Raw genomic sequence first — 18,175 nt, 5'->3', positions numbered from 1 at the left:
ATAGCATAAGAAGACATAAGCAATAATTAGATAATTGTTTAAATAAACAGACGGATAGTAGATTTTAAAAATGACTCAAGAAAGAGACAGAATATCATGATACCTTTTTTCACTATAATAATTGTTATACTTATCCTAGTAGTCGCTTGGTTTTTATTTGAATATCTTAAATTCAGGAAAACGCGATTTCAAAAAAAAGACGAAGAATCCGAACTGTTAAATCATATCGATGTAAGTGATAGAGCGGCATATTTAGCTGGATTATTAGAAAATAATTTGACGTTCTTCTTAAATGGGGAGTGGGGGACAGGGAAATCTGAATATTTGCAAGAGGTGGAGAACCATACCAAGAAAAAATTTGTCTATTTAAATTTGTGGAACATAAAAGATGAACGATCTGTTATCAGTATAAGCTTTTCTTTGCTACACCCAATAATAAATTCATTATATAGGCTTTTTCTTATCGGTTGTGTTGTAGTATCGATTCTTATTACTCCAGCAATTAATATTGGAATAGGAAACTTTTTGGTTAATATTTTTGGAGAAGGGATTGTTACACAAGTTATATTTTTCGTTGGTACTATCATTGCTTTGTTTGTTGCAGTGTGGCAATTTTTTAAATACAAATCCGATGAAATCTATTATCGATTCTTTCAAAGGGAAATCTCTACATTTTTGATGAAGAATAAGGTACTTGTTATCGATGATTTTGATCGAGTAAGTCCCACTAATCAAGAAGAGGCATACAAACTATTCAATTGCTTAGACAGGAGACTACCCGTAATTTTTGTTGGAGATTATTCAAAGTTCGCAAATAAAGATAAATATCTACAAAAAATTATAGATCAAAAAATTGAACTACCTTATGACTTACACCCAAACAATATATGGGGGCCATATCTCCATAACCTGGAGTCTATTTTTTCCATTCAAATCAATATGGCGTTACAGGATATTTTTATTGCAGAAAATAGAAATCTTAGAGAGCGGAAGATGTTCAATTACTATGTAAACCATGAGTTAATTGAAAGAGCAAAAAGAAATTTTGTTCAAATCAATCAGCAATTAGCTATTATTTACTTGTATCTATTTCATAATGAAACCTATCAAGACTTACTTGTAGGAAAAAGTTTAGATGACTTCCCAAAGGATAATAAGAATAATATTGGGGAGCTAATTTCATTACTCGCTGAAGCCGATGGTTATCCGAGGTCGTTTACTGATAATAGGCAAGGATATTTTTTATATGAAAAAGTATTAAGCTTACCAGAAGAAGAGGTTTTATCATTATTAGATAATTCAAATATAGAAGAAACAATTATTTCGGCGGATCCCAAAATGTCAGATGTTCAAGAATATATTAGACGTAATTATTCAAAGTTAGATGAAGACCTAAAGGAACGTTTGTTAAGTGCAAGTTTGTTAGGGATCAGTAATAATGAAACGTCAGATCTCATATATGTTTTCATTGTACTATATAGGGGCGATGTGATAAATCGAATAGATTCAAGTAGCACACAATTACAAATAGAAAATTGGGATAAAATTTTGAATGATTATACTTTTGATCTTTCTCAACGATTGTACTTCTATGAATACTATTTAAGAATTAGTTTTTTTAAACTTAGTGAGTTCTTTCCTGATTTGGATTTAAAATCAGATGAATATATTGAAGGAAAGATGAAAAGGTATTATTTTTTAACTTATTTGACGATAAAAGACAGGTGGTTCAATTTCCAGTGGCCCCAATATTACTGGGAGGCTCTTGACTTAATCTACAAAGATAATCATAAAGAGTATCTAAATGTTTTAAAGGTACTGTATTTGATTAAAGTAGACTTCGAGAGTGAACATATTATTGTTTATGAAAGTATATATAATGATGTCTATAGTAACTACCTTGAGGGTATAAGTGAAGTGCTAGATAATATCAAGCCAAAACTAGCGGAATTAAAAGAATTGGGATACACAATTGAGTACCAGAATCAGCTAAATATAAGCCTTTCTTGAAATAAATTAATATTAAATTGGTAACAGCTGATAAATCTTTGATATAATTGAAAAGGCAACTTGCCCCGATAGGGGGTGCTTCTCTTGATAGATAAAATCTTCACATTGGTTATCGCACCAGTCTTTGTCGGATTGGTTCTGGAAATGATTTCTCGTTGGTTAGACGAGAAAGACGATAACTAAAGCAAGTTGTCACTAACCCACACGTTCGGAGTCGCAACGAACGAAAAAAAAGCCAACCCTACTCGCAATAGGGTTGGCTTTTGTGTTTCTCTTGAACAAAATCTTCACATTTCGCAAAACTAGTATAGCATATAATTAAGAGAAAATCTACTTTAGAAGATCTATCCCTTTTAGTGAAGAATACTAATTACAAAGAAATATCAATAGCAGCAAACCAGAAAGTACTCCTATTTAGCGTCACTCAGGGCTAACTCCGGCATATCAGTTGATAGGTAGTTTCTCGCAAACTCTATATCTGAAAGCCAGTTATTGATGTCATTTTTCTTTATAATCAAAGGCATACGATCGTGAATAGGTTCAACAGATTTACTAGGCGTGGTCGTCATGATTACTGATTCTGTCTCAAAGCCGGCACCATTTTTATGAATCCGATAAAAACCACCAACATACAAGAGATCATTGTCTTCAGCTGAGAATAAAATTTTCTTCTTCTCCTGGTTCCATTCGTAAAAACCAGACATAGGAAATACACAGCGTGTCTCTTTGAAATGCTTAGAAAACGTCTTTTTTTCTTCCACTGTTTCAGATCGTGCATTGATCATTAATTGCCCTTTTTTGAAACCTTCAAATCCCCAACGAGTAATCCCAGGTACTATTTTAGATTCCTGATTAAGGGCCAAGGTTACCACATGATTTGATGGAAAAATTTCATTATAACCGATTCGGACGTGCGTATTAGTTGCATTCGGTGTGACTTGATCATAATAATTTTTCAGCTCATTTGATGATAGATCGAAAAAATAGCGACCACACATAATATACCCTCCATTCTCTATATTTTAATAAAAAGCGTGTGTCAGACGGCCATTCTAAGCCGTTTTAAATCGTTATAGAAGGATAATCCCTCTTTAATCGTCTTCTACAAACGGTTGGTAATACTCATTTTTTATTATTTCAATTTCAGGATCTCTCTTTTTTTTCTTCTCTTCTATTTTACTTGGAGAACTCTTGTTTCGAAAGTAATCGATATCGAACCATTTTTTTTCTTTTTTAATTTCAACGTGACGAACGTCTGTCCAAAATATTTGCTGATCGTTTATGACAAAGTAGTCTTCGTACGCTTCACCTACGAATAAGCCTTCAATCGGATCTAATAAACGACCAAACTCGTCTTTCGTATTGAGTTGAATAGAGACCGGTTTGTGGTAAAGAAATGATTCTGAGAGTATAACGTCAATTTCTTCTCGATTCATTAATTCGAGAGCAGCAACTTCTTTGATTGCCCAAGCTTCATTTTCTTTGATCCCTTTGACCAACTCGTCCACGGCATAAGCCGTTCCCCACTTTAAACCAAACGGCCGGTCACGGAATTCGTTATAGTCTAAAAAGGCTTTCTTAGTTCGCTTTACCATGGCTTTCTCCACCTTCGAGACCTGCTAAACCTCCGGCATGTCCACCGACAAGGCTACTACGAGCGATCGCACGTCCGCCTTCCAGAAGACTATTCGCATGAACAATTGATTTAAAGCCATACTTTTTCCTTATAGTGTCAACCACGTAATCAATCTTTAAGTCTTTTACTTGTTCGTCAGGATCTGTAAACAGGTCCAGCTGTAATGAATTTGAAAAAACTAATTTGGAACAATTCACGCCAACATGTCGGATATCCTGGTACTTGTAATGGCGATTAAATATCTGAAGTAGATAGCTTGCGATTTGTTTGCTGCTGTTGGTTGCTGGCACCTTCATTTGCTGACTAAAACCACGATTGCCAGCTCGATCGACGTAGCCCATAGAAAATCCGATCCACAAAGATACGACTTCAGCTTTGGCTCCTGCACGTCGTAACCTGGTTGCAACTTGATCCGCCATTTCTTTTATCACGATTTCGATTTCATTTCTTCTCGTATAATCACGATTCAAAACCTGGCTATTACCTATCGATTTTGATTTAGGCGAATATTTTTGACCTAGGAATGAGCGATCAATCCCCCATGAACTTGCATATAATTGTGTACCTAAAACACCAAATTTATCCTTGAGTTTGTAGTAATATGCATGAGCGAGATCATGCATATTGAAGATACCCATACGATATAGTTTGACGGCTGTTTTGCTCCCTATTCCCCATACGTCGGTTAAATTATCGATGGTCCAAAGTTTTCCAGGGACGTCCTCATAGCGCCACTCTGCTCTCATGTGAGGATTTTTTTTACTTTCGAGATCCAGAGCAAACTTGGCCAAAAGCGGATTGTCACCTATTCCGACTGTCGTATAGATTCCGGTACGCTTATAAACGTCAATTTGGATCATTCTAGCCAACTCATTTGCGTCTTTAGCACCAAATAATCGCAATGAGTCTGTGACGTCTAAAAAGCTCTCGTCGATACTATAGACAGCATGATTTTGTTCGTCTGCATACTCCTTGTAGATATTGTTGATTTCCATATTTTTCCGCATATACAACGCCATTCTTGGTGGTGCGATTATTAAATCTTTCGGATAAGGAAACGGTAAATCCCTTGCCCTGCTTACATTAGAAATACCGTAGGCTGCCTTTGAAGCAGGACTTGATGCTAAAATCAAACCACTTCCTCTTAAGAGCGGATCGTCAGAAGGATAAGACATAACAACCAATTTAGTTTTAAGTGGATTTAATCCTCGTTCTACGCATTCTACTGAACTATAAAAGCTTTTGCAGTCGATACAAAGTATATCTCGTGAGGGTTCTTTCGCATAGTCGAAGGTAGGATTCACACCAAACTGCACAACCATGATAAATCCCCTTTTCTAAATAACGATACGTTTTATATATTAGAACATGCGTTCTCTTTTGGTGTCAAGAGAACTAATCGATCTTTTTATTTATAGTGTTATTAAATTATAGGATTTTCAGTATAAATGTATTTATAAAGCACAGTACGTAAATAGTAATATATAAAGTAATATAATATATTACTTTATAAAAGGTTATTGTATAAGCGTTTATAGTATTAATAATATTTAAAGTAATATTATGGTAATATATGTAGTAATATTTTGGTAATACAAATAGTAATATAAAAATTTCGCCCTATAAAAAAAGAAATAGCGATAAGCTACTTCTTTTCATAATTATCAAAGTTAAGTGGATACTTACTATAGCTGTTTAGATGCTTTTGAACTTCTTCTTCAGTGGCAAGTCCTAGCTGTAATAAATGTTGCCAAATTGCATTGTCCATAAAATCTGAAATAAATCCCTTAGTCCCAGGAATTTTTTTAGAATGTCTTTGGTCTTTGTACACTAAACTTTCAACTCGCTGTATAGTTTCTTTTTTATATTTAAATGTACGTGCAACTAGTTCAGAACTTGCAGATTTCGAAGTTTTGCTTAAGCCAAATCTGTTTGCTTCATTAAAGTTTTCGGTAATTGTTTCTTTATCTGAGGGAAAACTATTGCTAGCAGTTACCTCAGTCTCAGGTATGCTATCGATAGTGTCACTAGGTGTTTCTAGTTCTTCCAGTTCATCATCAAATACAGACTCAAAATCTCCTGCTGGTTTTTTTCTGTTTATTCTTGGCATTATTCTTCACCGTCACTTTCAACATATAACTTATGAGGAATTTCTAGTTCTTTACCATTTTTAGAAAGTAAACCTAGCTTATTCATTTCGATAATCAGCTTATAAAAATGCTGAGCAAATTTATTTTCAGGTGAACTCATTGTTATCGGCATTCCGTTTCGAACTAATTTATCAGCAAAGGTAATTGATCTTGGGAGTTCAGAATCAAAATAATGATAATTATTTCTATTAGTATATTTCATCATTGCATTAATCATTTTTGCATGTAGATTTGTATTATAGACTTTGTTGGCAAGTACGCCTCCAATGCGTAAATTTGGGTTGTATTTTTCTTTCAATGTGTTCACACGAGATATTAAATGTGTAACTCCATCAACCCCATTTAAGTCAGGTTCGTAAGGAACGATAACTACGTCTGCAATTGAAAGAACAGATGAGGTAACTTGTTTTAATTCCGGTGGTGTATCGAAAATAATGTAATCGTATTTATCACTCACATTATCAAATTTACCATCAAGAGCATTAAAATAGTTTGCGCTAGGATCAATAATATTATTCATTTTTTTCTTTAATCCTGAAACAGTCATGATCTCAGTTAAGTTATCTTTAAATTTTTTAAGTAATGATACAAACCATTCTAATATGGTATCACGAAATTGTTCCATTTTATCAAACTCTAAATAGTTGTTATCAGAATTTGCCGGAAGGACGTCTATATGATCGTCATATGTTTGAACAATAGTTTCTTCAACTGTTGCATTATCCATGAAAACATCATAAATCGTGTTTTGGTCCTTAGCTACTTTCACACGAAAAGACTTTGTACTATTTCCTTGAGCGTCAGTATCAACGACAAGAATTTTTGCTTCAGGAAAACTCCTACGGATAGCTCCTGCAAGATTGATTGTAATAAGTGTTTTGCCAACGCCACCTTTGTTTGCTGCAACAGTCAAAACTACTGCCATTTTTCAATTCCTCCCTAAATAATATAATAGTAATATTTTTGGTAATATATAAGTAATATATAAAGTAATATTTTGTTAATCTAACAATATGAGAAAGTAATATACTATATTACTTTCTCATATTAGCATAATATGTTGTCGAAATCAACAATGAAACAAAAAATAAAACAGCGAATTTTATATTATATTACTATTGATAATAGTAATATAATAGTAAGGTAATATATTATATTACTATTATATTACCTTTTAAACGCTGATAGATAGGGAGTTTGAAGAATTATATTAAAAAAAAGATTGTATATAAATTTTTTTGATGGTAATATTGTAAACGAGGATGTTGCTATAATTAACAACGGAGAGGTAGGCTTTCATGAAAAAAAACTCTAAAGAGTTTAGAAACGAATATGACAGATTCGTTCTTAAGTTTTTGATTGATAATTATTATATAAGCCGAATTGATCTATCTAAAGCTATTGGATTAGCTCCTAGTTATGTGCGAGAATTTTATAATGGATCTCGTAGCTTTGGAAATGAGGCATTAGAAAAACTAGAATCAACAATTTTTAACTTATATAAACCTTTACTAGAGAATCATTCATTTGAATTAAATCAAGTACAGGAAATGATAGGATCAATTGATTCTGAAGAGGAACTTGAGTTGTTCAGACTTAAGGGAGCTAACGTATTAGATATTTAGATAATTTCTGCTTGATTTGGTAAACTATATTTACAATTTTCAATAGATTCGGTAAGATATAAAACAAAAATATACAAAAAAGAGACGGATAAATAAGTGAATTGGACCTCACTCATTTATCTGAATCACATAAAACAACTATGTGTTCTCGCTCGTCTCAAGGAAATTATGTAAGTGGTAGCCAACCACTTATGTGATTTGAATAAATCTGTTCGGACTACCAATCCGAACTTGTAGGTTTATTTTACCATTTTTAGACGGGCAACTCAATAGATAAACGCTTATTTGTCATGCTTTCTTTAGATTGTTTTGATATTTCTGGCGATTGAGAGAACACAGATCGAACGATTATTTGTGTTCTCTTTTTGTTTAGAAAGGATAATAGGCATGACAGTGACGCTAGACGTGGTATACGCAACCGTTTTACATGACGGTATCCGTAAATTTAAATATAAAAATAGCCGCCTTAAACCGGTCTCTTTTAGCGAACAGACAGGGAAAGGGGCTATTTTTGCGTATCGTTCAAAGGAACACATGATCGAAGGAATCGGTCTTGTGATCACGTCTGAAGAAGGAATTATAGAAAATAATAATAAATTTAGTCACTGGACCCCAAATGTGTTCCGCTATGGAACGTATGCTGATGAAGGGAGAATGTTCACGAAGGGCCATTCTGAGGACAATTTACGGCAAATCAACACTTTCTTTGTTGATTTTGACACGCTAGATCCAAATTTTGATTATGGAGAGATTTTGTTGGCAAGTCATGAGCTAGGATTTATGCCAACCATGGTTTTGCAGACCCCCCATGGTTACCAAGCGTTTTATGTACTGGATCAGCCAGCTTTTGTGACAAAGAAATCCAATTTTAAAGTGATCAATGTGGCCAAAATGATCTCTAACAACTTGCGTAAGACATTAGCTAAAGATTTTCCTGTAGACGTCAATGCTAACCATTTTGGAATCACTCGTATGCCGACTGAAGACAATATCTTATTCTTTGAGCCACAGTACCGCTACAGTTTTTCGGACTGGATCAACTGGTCAATGCGTATCGATGCAGATAAAGCAGCTGCCTACAAAAATATCTTTGAACTACCGTCAAATCAGGATTTTCGTCAAGTGGACGAACCATGGTTCCGTCTATTGATGTGTAGTGAAAAAATCAAAGGAGAGAAGGGGAGATATGGTCGAAATAACGTTATATTTACCCTGTCTTTAGCATACTTTTCTTCCGGATACGAAATCGAAGAGTGCGAGTTGGCCATGTTAGAGTTCAACGATCGATTAGCTTACCCTCTTATTGATCGGGAATTGACACGAATTATCCGATCGGCATATTCAAAAAAATACCAGGCAGCGCACAGAGAAAAAATTGTTCTATTATGTCAGGAATGGGTCGATGAAAACTTGTCTGAAGAACAGCTTTTTAACAAGAAAAAGGGCTGGTGGAAATTTAAAAAAGAGCGTAAAATGCGCAAATATTCGCACAGTCATGAGTGGGCGCAAGATCTCTTAGATTATTTGAATAAACAATCATACACGTATAAACCTTATATCGTTTCAACCAAGAAAGAGTTAAGAGAAGAGCTGAAAATTCCTGAACGCTCGTTAGATAAAGTATTGAAACAGCTGAAGAACGAAAACAAGATCTACTATCGCATTCGTTCCGGCCGCAATGGCGGAATCACGTTAGCGTCGGTTTATGGTTTGATGAGATCGATCATTCGAGTGAAGAAGGAAGTCCAAGAGGCGTATTTTAGTGCGCTTTCAGAGGCTTTTGGGTTGGCGCGTACATTTATCTACGCAACGCTGGAACAACTGATAGAGCCACCTAAAAAGGCTGAACAAATAGAATTGTTTGAAGTGGATACTGGATAAAAATAAAACCCGCAAATTGCCTATTACATTATATCTTTGATACATTATCAGTGTCTTGATGGGTTTTAGGGACTTCCCTTGATTGCTATGTTTTGACAAGAGAGGTATTATTATCGCGTATGTGATTATATTTCTTAGGGGGTTATCATCTATGGGAGTGAATACTTTTGTTTATCCTTATCCTGTCAGTGTTTTTATTATCCAGCGTTTAGGGATATCTGTGGAGGAGTTTTGTGAGTTATATGGCTATAGGCAAAGCACGGTAGCGACTTGGGCTTATCGAAATCGATCTGTTAAAGTGTTACCTTGTGACTTTCTATATTGTTTGAGCTTGTCTTCTGGTTGGTCAATGGATAAAGTGTACCAGGATCTTTTAGTTCTGGAGGAGGAGTATTTGAAGAAGATAGATCCTAAAAAAAGTAAAGAATGGGTTGATTAAACGTTTAGTAAGTTTGAGAGGAGGATTTTTATGATGGCTGTGGAGATTATTGAAAAGAAAACGATTGAGAAATTAGAATAAGCAGTAAACAAGGAGATTAACGTGTATTATTCTGCTATGATTGTGTTTAAAAGGTAAAGTTGTTCAGAGATGTTGGAATTATTTCAGTGAAAAATTATCGTTATAGGAGAATTGGTAAGATGAATATTGATCATTGTGAGAATGTAAACAGGCTGGATTATGCGGGTAAGACGTATTATATTGTCGGAACTAATCATGTTTCTTCAGAGAGTGCTTTGCTGGTGACAGAGGTTTTAGAGACTGTTCAACCTGATACGGTTTGTATAGAGTTAGATGAGAAGCGGTATGATGCATTTGAGAATGGAAATAATTGGAATGAACTAGATATTGTTCAGGTTTTTAAACAGAAAAAAGCTAGTATGTTGTTAATGCAGGTATTTTTCAGTGGGTTTCAGAAAAGATTGGCTATGAATTTAAAAGAAAAAGTTGGAGGAGAAGTTCGTGTTGCGATAGACTATGTCAAATCTGAAAAGAAGTTCTTAAATCTTGTAGACAGAGACGTAAATATAACTTTTAAGAAAATTTGGCGATCAATGTCTTTTCGAGAAAAAGTTTTCTTGCCAATCGCTTTTTTTGAAAATATTGATATTTCTGATGAATTAACAGAAACAGAGTTAACAGAGAAACTAATGGAGATGGATATGGTTGACAGTTTTTTTGGTCAACTAGAAGATCGTTTTCCGAATATTTATCAGCAAATGATTGGAGAAAGGGATCTTTATCAGGTGAGTAAAATAAGGGAAAGTTCTGGAGAGGTTATTGTAGTTATTTTAGGTAAAGCTCATGTTGAAGGGGTTTTGGAAAACTTTGATATGAATGTAGATAGGGAAAAGCTTGAAAAGATTCCAGATAAGAAATTTTCTGATAAGGTGTTGGAGTGGATTTTTCCTATAGTTCTCGTGCTTTTACTGTCACTTGGATTTTTCAATGGTTTTGAAAGTGGCATGAGTCAGGTTATCCGTTTATTACTTTGGAATGGTAGTTGTGCAGCTTTGTTTACGTTATTTACACTTGCTCACCCCTTGACAATTTTAACTAGCTTTATTACAGCACCTATTGGCACGTTTAGTCCATTTTTATCTGTGGGGATGTTTTCTGGTATTGTTGAAGCAACTCTTAGAAAACCTGTAGTGAAAGACTTTGAGAATCTTTCTAGCGATATTTTCAATGTAAAATCTTATTATAAAAATAGGGCTCTACGAGTATTATTTATCTTTGTAGTTGCTTCACTTGGTGGAGTTGTTGGAAATATTATTGCCGGTTTTGATATAATCAAGAATTTAATCTAGCAAAAAAGGTAATATAATAGTCCTGTTTCTTTTGGCTCTATAATTCATGGGACTGAAGAATAAAAATTTATTCTTCAGTCCCATGAATTATAGAGCCACTCTTTTTAATAATCAACTTTGTCTTCTAGTTGATCCAATTGCTCAGTATAATAATTATGATAAAGTAAATAGTCATGAGGTATTTCGATATTATACTCTTTACTAATTTGGTGTAGACTATCATTCAAGATGGCTTTATGTAGGACAGTTTCACCCAATTCTTTAAAAAGATCAGCATATCGTAATAATTCAAGATAGTGTTTAATGTTTTTGGTTATTCTAAATTTAACCTCTTCTTTAAGAAATAACAGTTTGAGTGTTGTTAAAGTATTCTTGATAAATCCTTTTGTATATATCATATTTCTAATTTTCTCAATCCATTCGGATGCTAAACTATATTCCTTTTGCTTAATTAAAAATTCAATTATGTTTGTTGCAGATATTTGAACAATATCGTCATGGGTATAACCACGATTAAGTTGACAAGGAAACAGATAATCTGCAAGTGTAGTTAATTCTTTGACTGTCAATAGTGATGCAATATTTCCAATGATTTCGTAGTCTACAACATAATATTCGTTTCTGTCCTTGTAAAGGTTTAGTGCAAATTCATATATCTGTGTTCGATCATAGGAAATTGGTAGGTCTAGAAGAACACATAAGTGAATTGCTGCGATATAAATTGAAAAGGATTGAGTGGTATTGAAGTTACTATTTCTGATTTTTTCTATAAAATCAGTTAAATTTTGTTTGACTTCTTTTCTATCATTCAGGTTTTGGGCGATATCAAGTAATTCTAGTTTCCAACGGCCATAGCTCATATTTTTCTTTGTAGAAAGATCGGTGTACTCAATAAATTCACTCCATCCCATACCTAAACGATCGAGAATAGCTGTCATTTCGGAAATAGTAACAGATGTAGTATTTGTTTCATCCTCAAGAGATAAATATTTTCCTTTTGAACAGATCCCACCGTATAAAGCTGATTTAGTTAGTTCTCTTTCTTCTCGAAGTGTTATTAATTTACTTTTATAATCCATAAATGCCTCCTCAGCGGTTCAAAATTTGTACCTAAAAAAAGGTTTTCAGGGGGATTTTTCATCATTTTATAAAATGATGAAAAAAAGTGGTTCAAAAATTGTACCTAAAAAATGACAAAATAATTAAAAAAAATACCTATATTGTGTTATGTTTTCTTTGGGTTTAAAATAGAAATACCAAGTAAACATTGGAATGATAATGAGGTGAGAAAAGAATGTTAAGTTTATTTGCTACAAGCTTACTAGCATTTTCAATTGTTATTATCCGATCTTGAAAATTGTATTGTTACAAAAAGGCATACCCCCAAATTACTAAGGTATGCCCTCTGCTTCTCAACAAAACAAGTATAGCAGAATATTTTTGTAAAATACATAGAAAAGTTGCTTGGAATAAACGAGAGGAGGAAGAAGTGCCATTATTAATTGTACCGTTAGTAGGCCTAAGTGCTTACAGTTATGTAAAAAAATATACTTGTAAAAAAAAATGGTCTATGGTAACGTCTAACTAAAGAAAACAGAATATTTTGTATGTTTCAGTATGAAGCTAAACAAAAAAGGAGCCATTGCCCCTCTCGCTAACACTAAACGCCAATTTAGTATTAGGTCGTTGAGGGAACAATGTCAGACAGTATGTAGATTACAGCTACATATGCTGTTTGCTCCTTGTTGTTACAGTCGAAACTGCAACGGTCATATTATATCAAAAGATTATGAGAGATAAAAGAGATTTATGGGGCAAGGCTCTGTCTATTTTCTCATAAGCTAGTATAAATAGCAGGCATCTATTTGTGTAAATATTCGCCTGATCTATGGGCTACTAGGATATAATGACTTGCAGCAAGGATAGTAACGACGAGGGAGTGAAAGTATGTGTATTGCATGCTTTCACTCCCTCTTTTTTGTTTAGTTTCATAGTGAAACATACACAAGGGGGCAGAAAACATGAGAATGATAGAAAAACATATATTGGATTACGGGTATCGATGTGTATTATTTCGTAAAAAGGACTCGTCAGGGAAGACGATTGGTAAGAATTATTTGATAACAGAATCTGGCTTGTTAGAAGTTAAATTGTGTCATAAGGGGTCAAGAGTTGTCTATATTCAAACAGGGAGAAAAACCAATCTTCGGAATGTGGAGAATGAAATCCGACTAGTTTTTGATTGTAACGGAGTTCTTATTGCAAGAAAGGTAAGTCCTAGAGCTCCGCTTAGGTTAACGGGAAAAGGGAGGGGAAAATTGGTTACTCAAGAAAGAATATATGTTTAGAAATGTGTTGGTTGACAATTGGAAGAGATTACCAACTTGGAAAGAAAAAAGACCAACAAAAGTTGATCTAATTAATCCTTATAATGAATACTTCCATCTGGCTCTAGTCTTGGTGTAATTGCGACGCCTTTTCCGTCTGAACCGATAACAATTGTTTGAATATATTGTACCTGTGTCTCGGGATCAGTAATAACAAAGATTTCGTTGGTTCTGCCTTTATAAACCTGTTCAACTTCAAATTCAATATTGTTCGCCATAGAATCATTCCTTTAAAATAAAATACCATAATAAACAAACAAAATAAATAAATACTATAAATGTTTGTAGATATGAAAATTTAGCAACGACAGAAATAATGAAATTTATGATAAAAACGGAGTTTTTCTGTTTTAACAATTTGCCTTAACTCTCAATAAAATTTTTAAAGAACAAGAATAGCGAATCTGGTTCGTCAATTGGTAAGTTATGTCCGCTGTGAGATAAGAGTTTAACTTCAAAATTTTTTCTATCATTCATTAATTCTAGTTGGTCTTTATAACCTACTATTTGATCATATCTCCCTAATAAAACTGTGCAATGGGTATCTTTTATTCTATCAAAGAGTAGATTTTCAAAACTTAACATATAGTCCTCTTCGGAAATATTAGTCCAAAAAGAATCAGTTCCTTTTTTTAGACCGGGTAATATTGAATGTTGATATTTAGACCAGCTGAGATTGCTTATTTGTACGTTCATGTCTAAATAATCTTCGAAATACTCTTTATTATCAACAGGAATCACTTCTTCTTGAACAATGACCTTGTGGTTTTCTAAAATACGCTCTCTATGTTTTGCTTTTACAACAGGACAGGTGAGGAATAGATTACTAATATTTGGAAAGAGGGTTGCCAGCCCCAGACATAAATATCCTCCATAAGAATGTCCACACAGTGAGAAGTTTTTGTTATTTGAATGATCTAAAATAAATGAATATATTTCTTCAAGAATATCGTCTGAGTTGTTAATAGAAGGTTTTAGATAAGAATCTCCCATTCCCGGTATATCTAGATAAATTCTTCTAAATGATTGATTAGTTTCGAAAAAGGGTTCATAAAATTCAATCATACTTTCTAAGTTCAAGGAATTTCCATGAATGAAATATATTAATTTACCAGATCCAAATTCTTTGTAATGAATAGTGTCCAATTCTAAAACTCCCTTGTTTATAATTATTTTTATTAATTCATTATAAGCTAAATTTATTTTTTTAACGGAAAATTTTCAAAAAAAAAATAATAACTGTGCAGAAACAATCAACCTTGGAATTCAAGCAAAAGCCTTTTGAGAGATGTGGAGAATATTCAATGATTAAAATGGAGGGCAAGGTCGAAGATAATACGTAAGAAATATGAATTATCAGATGTGTAATAACTCATAGACATATAGAAGCTAGTATATAATCCACCAAGATAGTGAATACACTCGAAAGGGATGTGAGATTCTTTGAACAAGCTGAAATTAGTATTGATAGTAAAAATTGGTATGCTGGTTGGGCTTTTTTCTTTCTTGATTATGATAGCTATGACTTTGCAGAGACAACAATCTTACTTTGAAAATACGATTGACAGTATCAAGTTTGAATGTGGCCTGGCTTACGATGAAAAGTATGAACTAAGAGAAACCATAGATCACAACTATGTCCAACAAATTGTTTGGAAAATCGGTTCTATTAGGAATTATCCTGTTAGTTTTACAAGTAAAATTCTGCTAAAAGAAGAAGCAAATGAAAAGAGCTTAGACGAAACATGGGAAAATGTAATGTACCTTGTGGAGATGTATTCAGAAAAACGGATAGACTCACAAAAATAAACATAAGGGTTATGAAAGATGAGGGAAATCATGGAATATACACTCGCACTTGAATCAATGACGGCTCTGAATTCAAAATCTGATCAGTTCAAAGAACAAGTGATTTTGTTCGCAGAGGAAAATTCGGGAATTGGTGTCACCTTCGATGACTTTGAGAAGTGGCTGAATCAAAAGGGGTTTCGGCTAGTCGCAACAGATAAGAAATGGAAAGCGGTTCTTTCATCCATAATCAAAAGACGCTTCTATTATGAAGTCAGCTACAAATATGACTGTGATAGAAATTTGATTACAGTTTTTACTCTTAAATGCATAACATAAGAAAACGAATTATTGAAGCACGATAATCAACATTTTGTATTTGCCTGAAAATCCTCTAAGGGTATTTCGGATGTAAAGGATTTATTGAGGAAGTTGCTAATTGAAAGAGTGGTCAACGCGGTCCAACGTTAGGTTGACAGCTTTCTAAAAGAGGTATCTTTTAATGGTCTCAAGCAAAAGAATCAGTAAAGGAATGTAGCAACTGACTAAAACAGTTGTGTAACAACATTTACAGACGATTTTATCCAAAGAGCAAATACGTTCCCAGAGTTATCAGCGCAGCTTATAGGGCTTTGGGGCTATACAGTCGTTCTTGAAAAACAGGACTAAGGACTGTTTGCTGCATACATGTAGATACTTGCCATGACCTTGAATCCATAGAGATATCCAGTGAGCATTTACCGTTTTCTACAAGGGTTAGAGTTATCGGACGCCATAAAACTCGCGAAATTATTTTTTTGGTAAATACAAAATGTTGATTAACAAGTTGATAAAAATGATAGCAGGAAAGAGTTAGATCTGAACAAAAATCGGGAGGGAAGATCAATGGAAACATACAGATTCCAGTTTATTAATAAGCATGGTCGTCAGTGTGAGGGCATAGCTTATGGGTACACGTTAGCGCAAGTTGACTGGTGTAAGTTGCTGCTATCTACCACACATGTTCCCAAAGAGTCCAAAAAGGTGGTTAAGATCTAGTTCCTTTTTCAACTTTCAACAAGAGGAGAAATGAATTTATGGAGTAAATATACTTGCTTGTTTTTTTTTTCACATAATGCTATTTTTGAGAGGAGAAAATAACCAATGGAGTGGAACATGAGTACGGAGAAAGAATTACCTCGATATGACGCTTACGGACGTCCATTACATCGATTTGAAATCGGGATCACGTATACAGTGATCAACAAGGGGAATTATTTAGTTTGCTTGTTACCGGGAGAGACTGAACAAATTAAGCCAGTGATTATCAACGCAGTTAGGTTTGACGATTAACGGAAAAGGAGATAAATAAAATGAAAAAATGGAATGAATTGTCGAAGGCGACAAAACGAATTTCAATCGTGATTGGTGCCGCGGTGGTGTTAGGTGGCGGTTTTGGTGGATATAAAGTCTATGCACAACAGCAGCATACTCAAGCCAAAGCAGCAATTGAAGCTTCTTTAGAAGAGGTGGGGAATCAAGGTGCATTGGCTAAAACGATCGCTACATTCGCTAATGAGAAGGGATATTTAGCTAAAGACTTGGATTCAAAAGCAATTGATACTGCGAAGCAACAACTTAATACTCTGAGAAATTCCGTTGCGGATTACGAAGAAAAATACTCGAACGAAGACTTAGCGAACGAAGCAGAGATTTCAAATCTGGAAAAAGAGATCTCCACTGTTGAGTCAAAATTATCAACGCAGTTGACAGTTAATAAATTGTACCAACAAGAGACACAAGCACTGAATGGTTCTGAAGTAGCTAAATCGCTAGTTTTAGCGGATAAAGTCGATGCAAAAGCTGTGGAAGCTGTGAAGCTCGATAAGTTTTCTGAGGATGAGTGGAAAAAATCCGTCCAGGGCTTATTAGATCAAGCAACTACACAAGTAAAAGACATTGAATCGGCTACAAAGGCGGTCAATGATTGTTACAAAGATAACAAAGTTAAGTCTGACGTCACGAAAAAATCTTACGAATCTGCAAAAAAAGCGGTTGACAAGGTCAAGCGACAAACAGATAAAGAAGCTTTACAAAACAAACTAACTGAGATTAAAAAGGTTGTTGACGCGAACGAGAAAAAAGCAAAAGAAGCCGAAGAAAAGAAAAAAGCAGAAGCTAAGAAGAAGGCTGAAGCTGAAGCTAGCGAAAATGGCGGCACTGTAGTTGAAACGAAAGAAGGCGAGTATGAAGTCGTTTCAGAATCAAATGGTGAAGGGAATACAGGCAGTCAAAGTCAATCGCAAGTTGGCAACAACTCTTCTGGAGGACCTTCTCGTAATTCTGGATCAGGATCTTATTCTTCAGGAAACAGTTCTTCTTACAAAGGCGGCGGCTCTTCAAGCAATTCCGGAAATAGCGGTGGCTCGTCTATTGGCGGAGTATCTGGCTCAAGCGGTTCAAATTCAGGAAGTGGATCGAATTCAAATGCTGGCAACTCTGGATCAGGAGGTGGCTCAAACTCAAGTAGTGGAACAAATTCAGGAAGTAATTCCGGTAATACAGGTGGAGCGCCAACGATTGTTTCTGGATACGTCGGAAACAGTGGTCGTGTGTTTAGCACAGCCTTAGAAGCGAATACTTGGGCAAACAATATTTTAGATACTGATTTCTCAAAAAATGGATACTACTTAGTTGGTATTTTCTACTCAGATGGAAGTGAAAAATTCTCGATTGACTGGTACTAAAATACTTATTGACATGACGAAAGCACGATTTTAGAATCGTGCTTTTTTTGTATGGAGGATAGAAAAATGATTAAAATACGAAGTCCGGCAAAATTGAATACTTAATGTATGTAGACAGGTTATCTGACCTGTCTTTTTTATTGTAATTAACTAAAAGGAGTAT

19 protein-coding genes are annotated in these 18,175 nt (G+C 34.4%); 11 read left to right on the top strand and 8 right to left on the bottom strand.

Annotated features, from left to right (window positions below):
* The first annotated feature begins 96 nt into the window (after positions 1-96).
* Together FE005_RS16685 and FE005_RS16680 are read left to right on the top strand one after the other, a co-directional pair.
* The gene (locus FE005_RS16685) at positions 97-2,010 is read left to right on the top strand and encodes a P-loop NTPase fold protein (RefSeq protein WP_138372345.1); all 1,914 of its coding nucleotides are present in this window, start codon (positions 97-99) and stop codon (positions 2,008-2,010) included.
* Positions 2,011-2,094: 84 nt separating this feature from the next.
* A complete protein-coding gene (locus tag FE005_RS16680; RefSeq protein ID WP_138372344.1) occupies positions 2,095-2,193 on the top strand; it encodes a type I toxin-antitoxin system Fst family toxin in 99 nt (32 codons plus the stop codon).
* Between the two features lie 227 nt (positions 2,194-2,420).
* Here FE005_RS16680 and FE005_RS16675 read toward each other — a convergent pair whose 3' ends face one another.
* The 5 genes from FE005_RS16675 to FE005_RS16655 all read right to left on the bottom strand — a co-directional run bounded on the left by FE005_RS16675 (position 2,421) and on the right by FE005_RS16655 (position 6,721).
* Entirely contained in the window at positions 2,421-3,008 is a 588-nt protein-coding gene (locus FE005_RS16675) for an SOS response-associated peptidase (RefSeq protein WP_138372343.1), read from the bottom strand.
* A gap of 93 nt (positions 3,009-3,101) precedes the next feature.
* Positions 3,102-3,605: a hypothetical protein gene (locus FE005_RS16670; RefSeq protein WP_138372342.1), complete on the bottom strand. Its 504-nt coding sequence runs from the start codon at positions 3,603-3,605 to the stop codon at positions 3,102-3,104.
* Entirely contained in the window at positions 3,589-4,968 is a 1,380-nt protein-coding gene (locus FE005_RS16665) for a Y-family DNA polymerase (RefSeq protein WP_138372341.1), read from the bottom strand. The genes FE005_RS16670 and FE005_RS16665 overlap by 17 nt, the downstream gene beginning before the upstream one ends.
* Positions 4,969-5,291: 323 nt before the next feature.
* The gene (locus FE005_RS16660; protein WP_103301198.1) at positions 5,292-5,756 is read right to left on the bottom strand and encodes a hypothetical protein; all 465 of its coding nucleotides are present in this window, start codon (positions 5,754-5,756) and stop codon (positions 5,292-5,294) included.
* The gene (locus FE005_RS16655; RefSeq protein ID WP_002300091.1) at positions 5,756-6,721 is read right to left on the bottom strand and encodes a ParA family protein; all 966 of its coding nucleotides are present in this window, start codon (positions 6,719-6,721) and stop codon (positions 5,756-5,758) included. The genes FE005_RS16660 and FE005_RS16655 overlap by 1 nt, the downstream gene beginning before the upstream one ends.
* 373 nt (positions 6,722-7,094) lie before the next feature.
* Between FE005_RS16655 and FE005_RS16650 the strand changes: the two genes are divergently transcribed.
* The 4 genes from FE005_RS16650 (at position 7,095) to FE005_RS16635 (ending at position 11,111) form a co-directional block, all read left to right on the top strand.
* Positions 7,095-7,421, top strand: coding sequence for a hypothetical protein (locus tag FE005_RS16650; RefSeq protein ID WP_103301197.1), 327 nt, complete (start codon positions 7,095-7,097; stop codon positions 7,419-7,421).
* A gap of 387 nt (positions 7,422-7,808) precedes the next feature.
* On the top strand, positions 7,809-9,302 hold the full coding sequence (locus FE005_RS16645) for a primase C-terminal domain-containing protein (RefSeq protein ID WP_138372340.1): 1,494 nt from the start codon (positions 7,809-7,811) through the stop codon (positions 9,300-9,302).
* 151 nt (positions 9,303-9,453) lie between these two features.
* A complete protein-coding gene (locus tag FE005_RS16640; RefSeq protein WP_138372339.1) occupies positions 9,454-9,741 on the top strand; it encodes a type III secretion system protein PrgN in 288 nt (95 codons plus the stop codon).
* Positions 9,742-9,941: 200 nt separating this feature from the next.
* Complete coding sequence (locus FE005_RS16635) at positions 9,942-11,111, top strand: TraB/GumN family protein (protein WP_138372338.1); 1,170 nt, start codon at positions 9,942-9,944, stop codon at positions 11,109-11,111.
* 104 nt (positions 11,112-11,215) lie between these two features.
* On the opposite strand, the gene FE005_RS16630 is transcribed toward FE005_RS16635, so the two are convergent.
* The 3 genes from FE005_RS16630 to FE005_RS16620 all read right to left on the bottom strand — a co-directional run bounded on the left by FE005_RS16630 (position 11,216) and on the right by FE005_RS16620 (position 14,644).
* The gene (locus tag FE005_RS16630; RefSeq protein ID WP_138372337.1) at positions 11,216-12,190 is read right to left on the bottom strand and encodes a hypothetical protein; all 975 of its coding nucleotides are present in this window, start codon (positions 12,188-12,190) and stop codon (positions 11,216-11,218) included.
* Between the two features lie 1,340 nt (positions 12,191-13,530).
* Positions 13,531-13,716: a DUF6440 family protein gene (locus tag FE005_RS16625; protein ID WP_103301192.1), complete on the bottom strand. Its 186-nt coding sequence runs from the start codon at positions 13,714-13,716 to the stop codon at positions 13,531-13,533.
* A gap of 145 nt (positions 13,717-13,861) precedes the next feature.
* The gene (locus tag FE005_RS16620) at positions 13,862-14,644 is read right to left on the bottom strand and encodes an alpha/beta fold hydrolase (protein ID WP_138372336.1); all 783 of its coding nucleotides are present in this window, start codon (positions 14,642-14,644) and stop codon (positions 13,862-13,864) included.
* A 297-nt stretch (positions 14,645-14,941) separates the two neighbouring features.
* On the opposite strand from FE005_RS16620, the gene FE005_RS16615 reads away from it, so the two are divergent.
* The 5 genes from FE005_RS16615 to FE005_RS16600 all read left to right on the top strand — a co-directional run bounded on the left by FE005_RS16615 (position 14,942) and on the right by FE005_RS16600 (position 18,012).
* Positions 14,942-15,307 carry a hypothetical protein gene (locus FE005_RS16615; RefSeq protein ID WP_103301190.1) on the top strand — a complete coding sequence of 122 codons (366 nt, stop codon included), beginning with the start codon at positions 14,942-14,944 and terminating at the stop codon, positions 15,305-15,307.
* 30 nt (positions 15,308-15,337) lie between these two features.
* Entirely contained in the window at positions 15,338-15,625 is a 288-nt protein-coding gene (locus tag FE005_RS16610; protein ID WP_138372335.1) for a hypothetical protein, read from the top strand.
* A 546-nt stretch (positions 15,626-16,171) separates the two neighbouring features.
* Positions 16,172-16,324 carry a hypothetical protein gene (locus tag FE005_RS16945; RefSeq protein ID WP_175413595.1) on the top strand — a complete coding sequence of 51 codons (153 nt, stop codon included), beginning with the start codon at positions 16,172-16,174 and terminating at the stop codon, positions 16,322-16,324.
* 105 nt (positions 16,325-16,429) lie between these two features.
* The gene (locus FE005_RS16605) at positions 16,430-16,618 is read left to right on the top strand and encodes a hypothetical protein (protein WP_103301188.1); all 189 of its coding nucleotides are present in this window, start codon (positions 16,430-16,432) and stop codon (positions 16,616-16,618) included.
* A 20-nt stretch (positions 16,619-16,638) separates the two neighbouring features.
* Positions 16,639-18,012, top strand: coding sequence for a hypothetical protein (locus tag FE005_RS16600; protein ID WP_138372334.1), 1,374 nt, complete (start codon positions 16,639-16,641; stop codon positions 18,010-18,012).
* Positions 18,013-18,175: the final 163 nt, after the last annotated feature.

The sequence above is a fragment of the Enterococcus sp. M190262 genome (assembly GCF_005843965.1).
Taxonomy (GTDB): Bacteria; Bacillota; Bacilli; order Lactobacillales; family Enterococcaceae; genus Enterococcus_D; species Enterococcus_D gallinarum.
The sequence above is the reverse complement of the archived record's forward strand: the minus strand, read 5'-3'. Positions and strand labels throughout refer to the sequence as shown.

What these genes read in the sequence shown, in the direction of transcription:
- FE005_RS16625 (WP_103301192.1), bottom strand. Translation starts at nt 13,716, where the DNA reads ATGGCGAACAATATTGAATTTGAAGTTGAACAGGTTTATAAAGGCAGA.
- FE005_RS16650 (WP_103301197.1), top strand. Translation starts at nt 7,095, where the DNA reads ATGAAAAAAAACTCTAAAGAGTTTAGAAACGAATATGACAGATTCGTT.
- FE005_RS16685 (WP_138372345.1), top strand. Translation starts at nt 97, where the DNA reads ATGATACCTTTTTTCACTATAATAATTGTTATACTTATCCTAGTAGTC.
- FE005_RS16670 (WP_138372342.1), bottom strand. Translation starts at nt 3,605, where the DNA reads ATGGTAAAGCGAACTAAGAAAGCCTTTTTAGACTATAACGAATTCCGT.
- FE005_RS16610 (WP_138372335.1), top strand. Translation starts at nt 15,338, where the DNA reads ATGGAATATACACTCGCACTTGAATCAATGACGGCTCTGAATTCAAAA.
- FE005_RS16645 (WP_138372340.1), top strand. Translation starts at nt 7,809, where the DNA reads ATGACAGTGACGCTAGACGTGGTATACGCAACCGTTTTACATGACGGT.
- FE005_RS16600 (WP_138372334.1), top strand. Translation starts at nt 16,639, where the DNA reads ATGAAAAAATGGAATGAATTGTCGAAGGCGACAAAACGAATTTCAATC.
- FE005_RS16635 (WP_138372338.1), top strand. Translation starts at nt 9,942, where the DNA reads ATGAATATTGATCATTGTGAGAATGTAAACAGGCTGGATTATGCGGGT.
- FE005_RS16665 (WP_138372341.1), bottom strand. Translation starts at nt 4,968, where the DNA reads ATGGTTGTGCAGTTTGGTGTGAATCCTACCTTCGACTATGCGAAAGAA.
- FE005_RS16675 (WP_138372343.1), bottom strand. Translation starts at nt 3,008, where the DNA reads ATGTGTGGTCGCTATTTTTTCGATCTATCATCAAATGAGCTGAAAAAT.
- FE005_RS16605 (WP_103301188.1), top strand. Translation starts at nt 16,430, where the DNA reads ATGGAGTGGAACATGAGTACGGAGAAAGAATTACCTCGATATGACGCT.
- FE005_RS16655 (WP_002300091.1), bottom strand. Translation starts at nt 6,721, where the DNA reads ATGGCAGTAGTTTTGACTGTTGCAGCAAACAAAGGTGGCGTTGGCAAA.
- FE005_RS16660 (WP_103301198.1), bottom strand. Translation starts at nt 5,756, where the DNA reads ATGCCAAGAATAAACAGAAAAAAACCAGCAGGAGATTTTGAGTCTGTA.
- FE005_RS16945 (WP_175413595.1), top strand. Translation starts at nt 16,172, where the DNA reads ATGGAAACATACAGATTCCAGTTTATTAATAAGCATGGTCGTCAGTGT.
- FE005_RS16630 (WP_138372337.1), bottom strand. Translation starts at nt 12,190, where the DNA reads ATGGATTATAAAAGTAAATTAATAACACTTCGAGAAGAAAGAGAACTA.
- FE005_RS16640 (WP_138372339.1), top strand. Translation starts at nt 9,454, where the DNA reads ATGGGAGTGAATACTTTTGTTTATCCTTATCCTGTCAGTGTTTTTATT.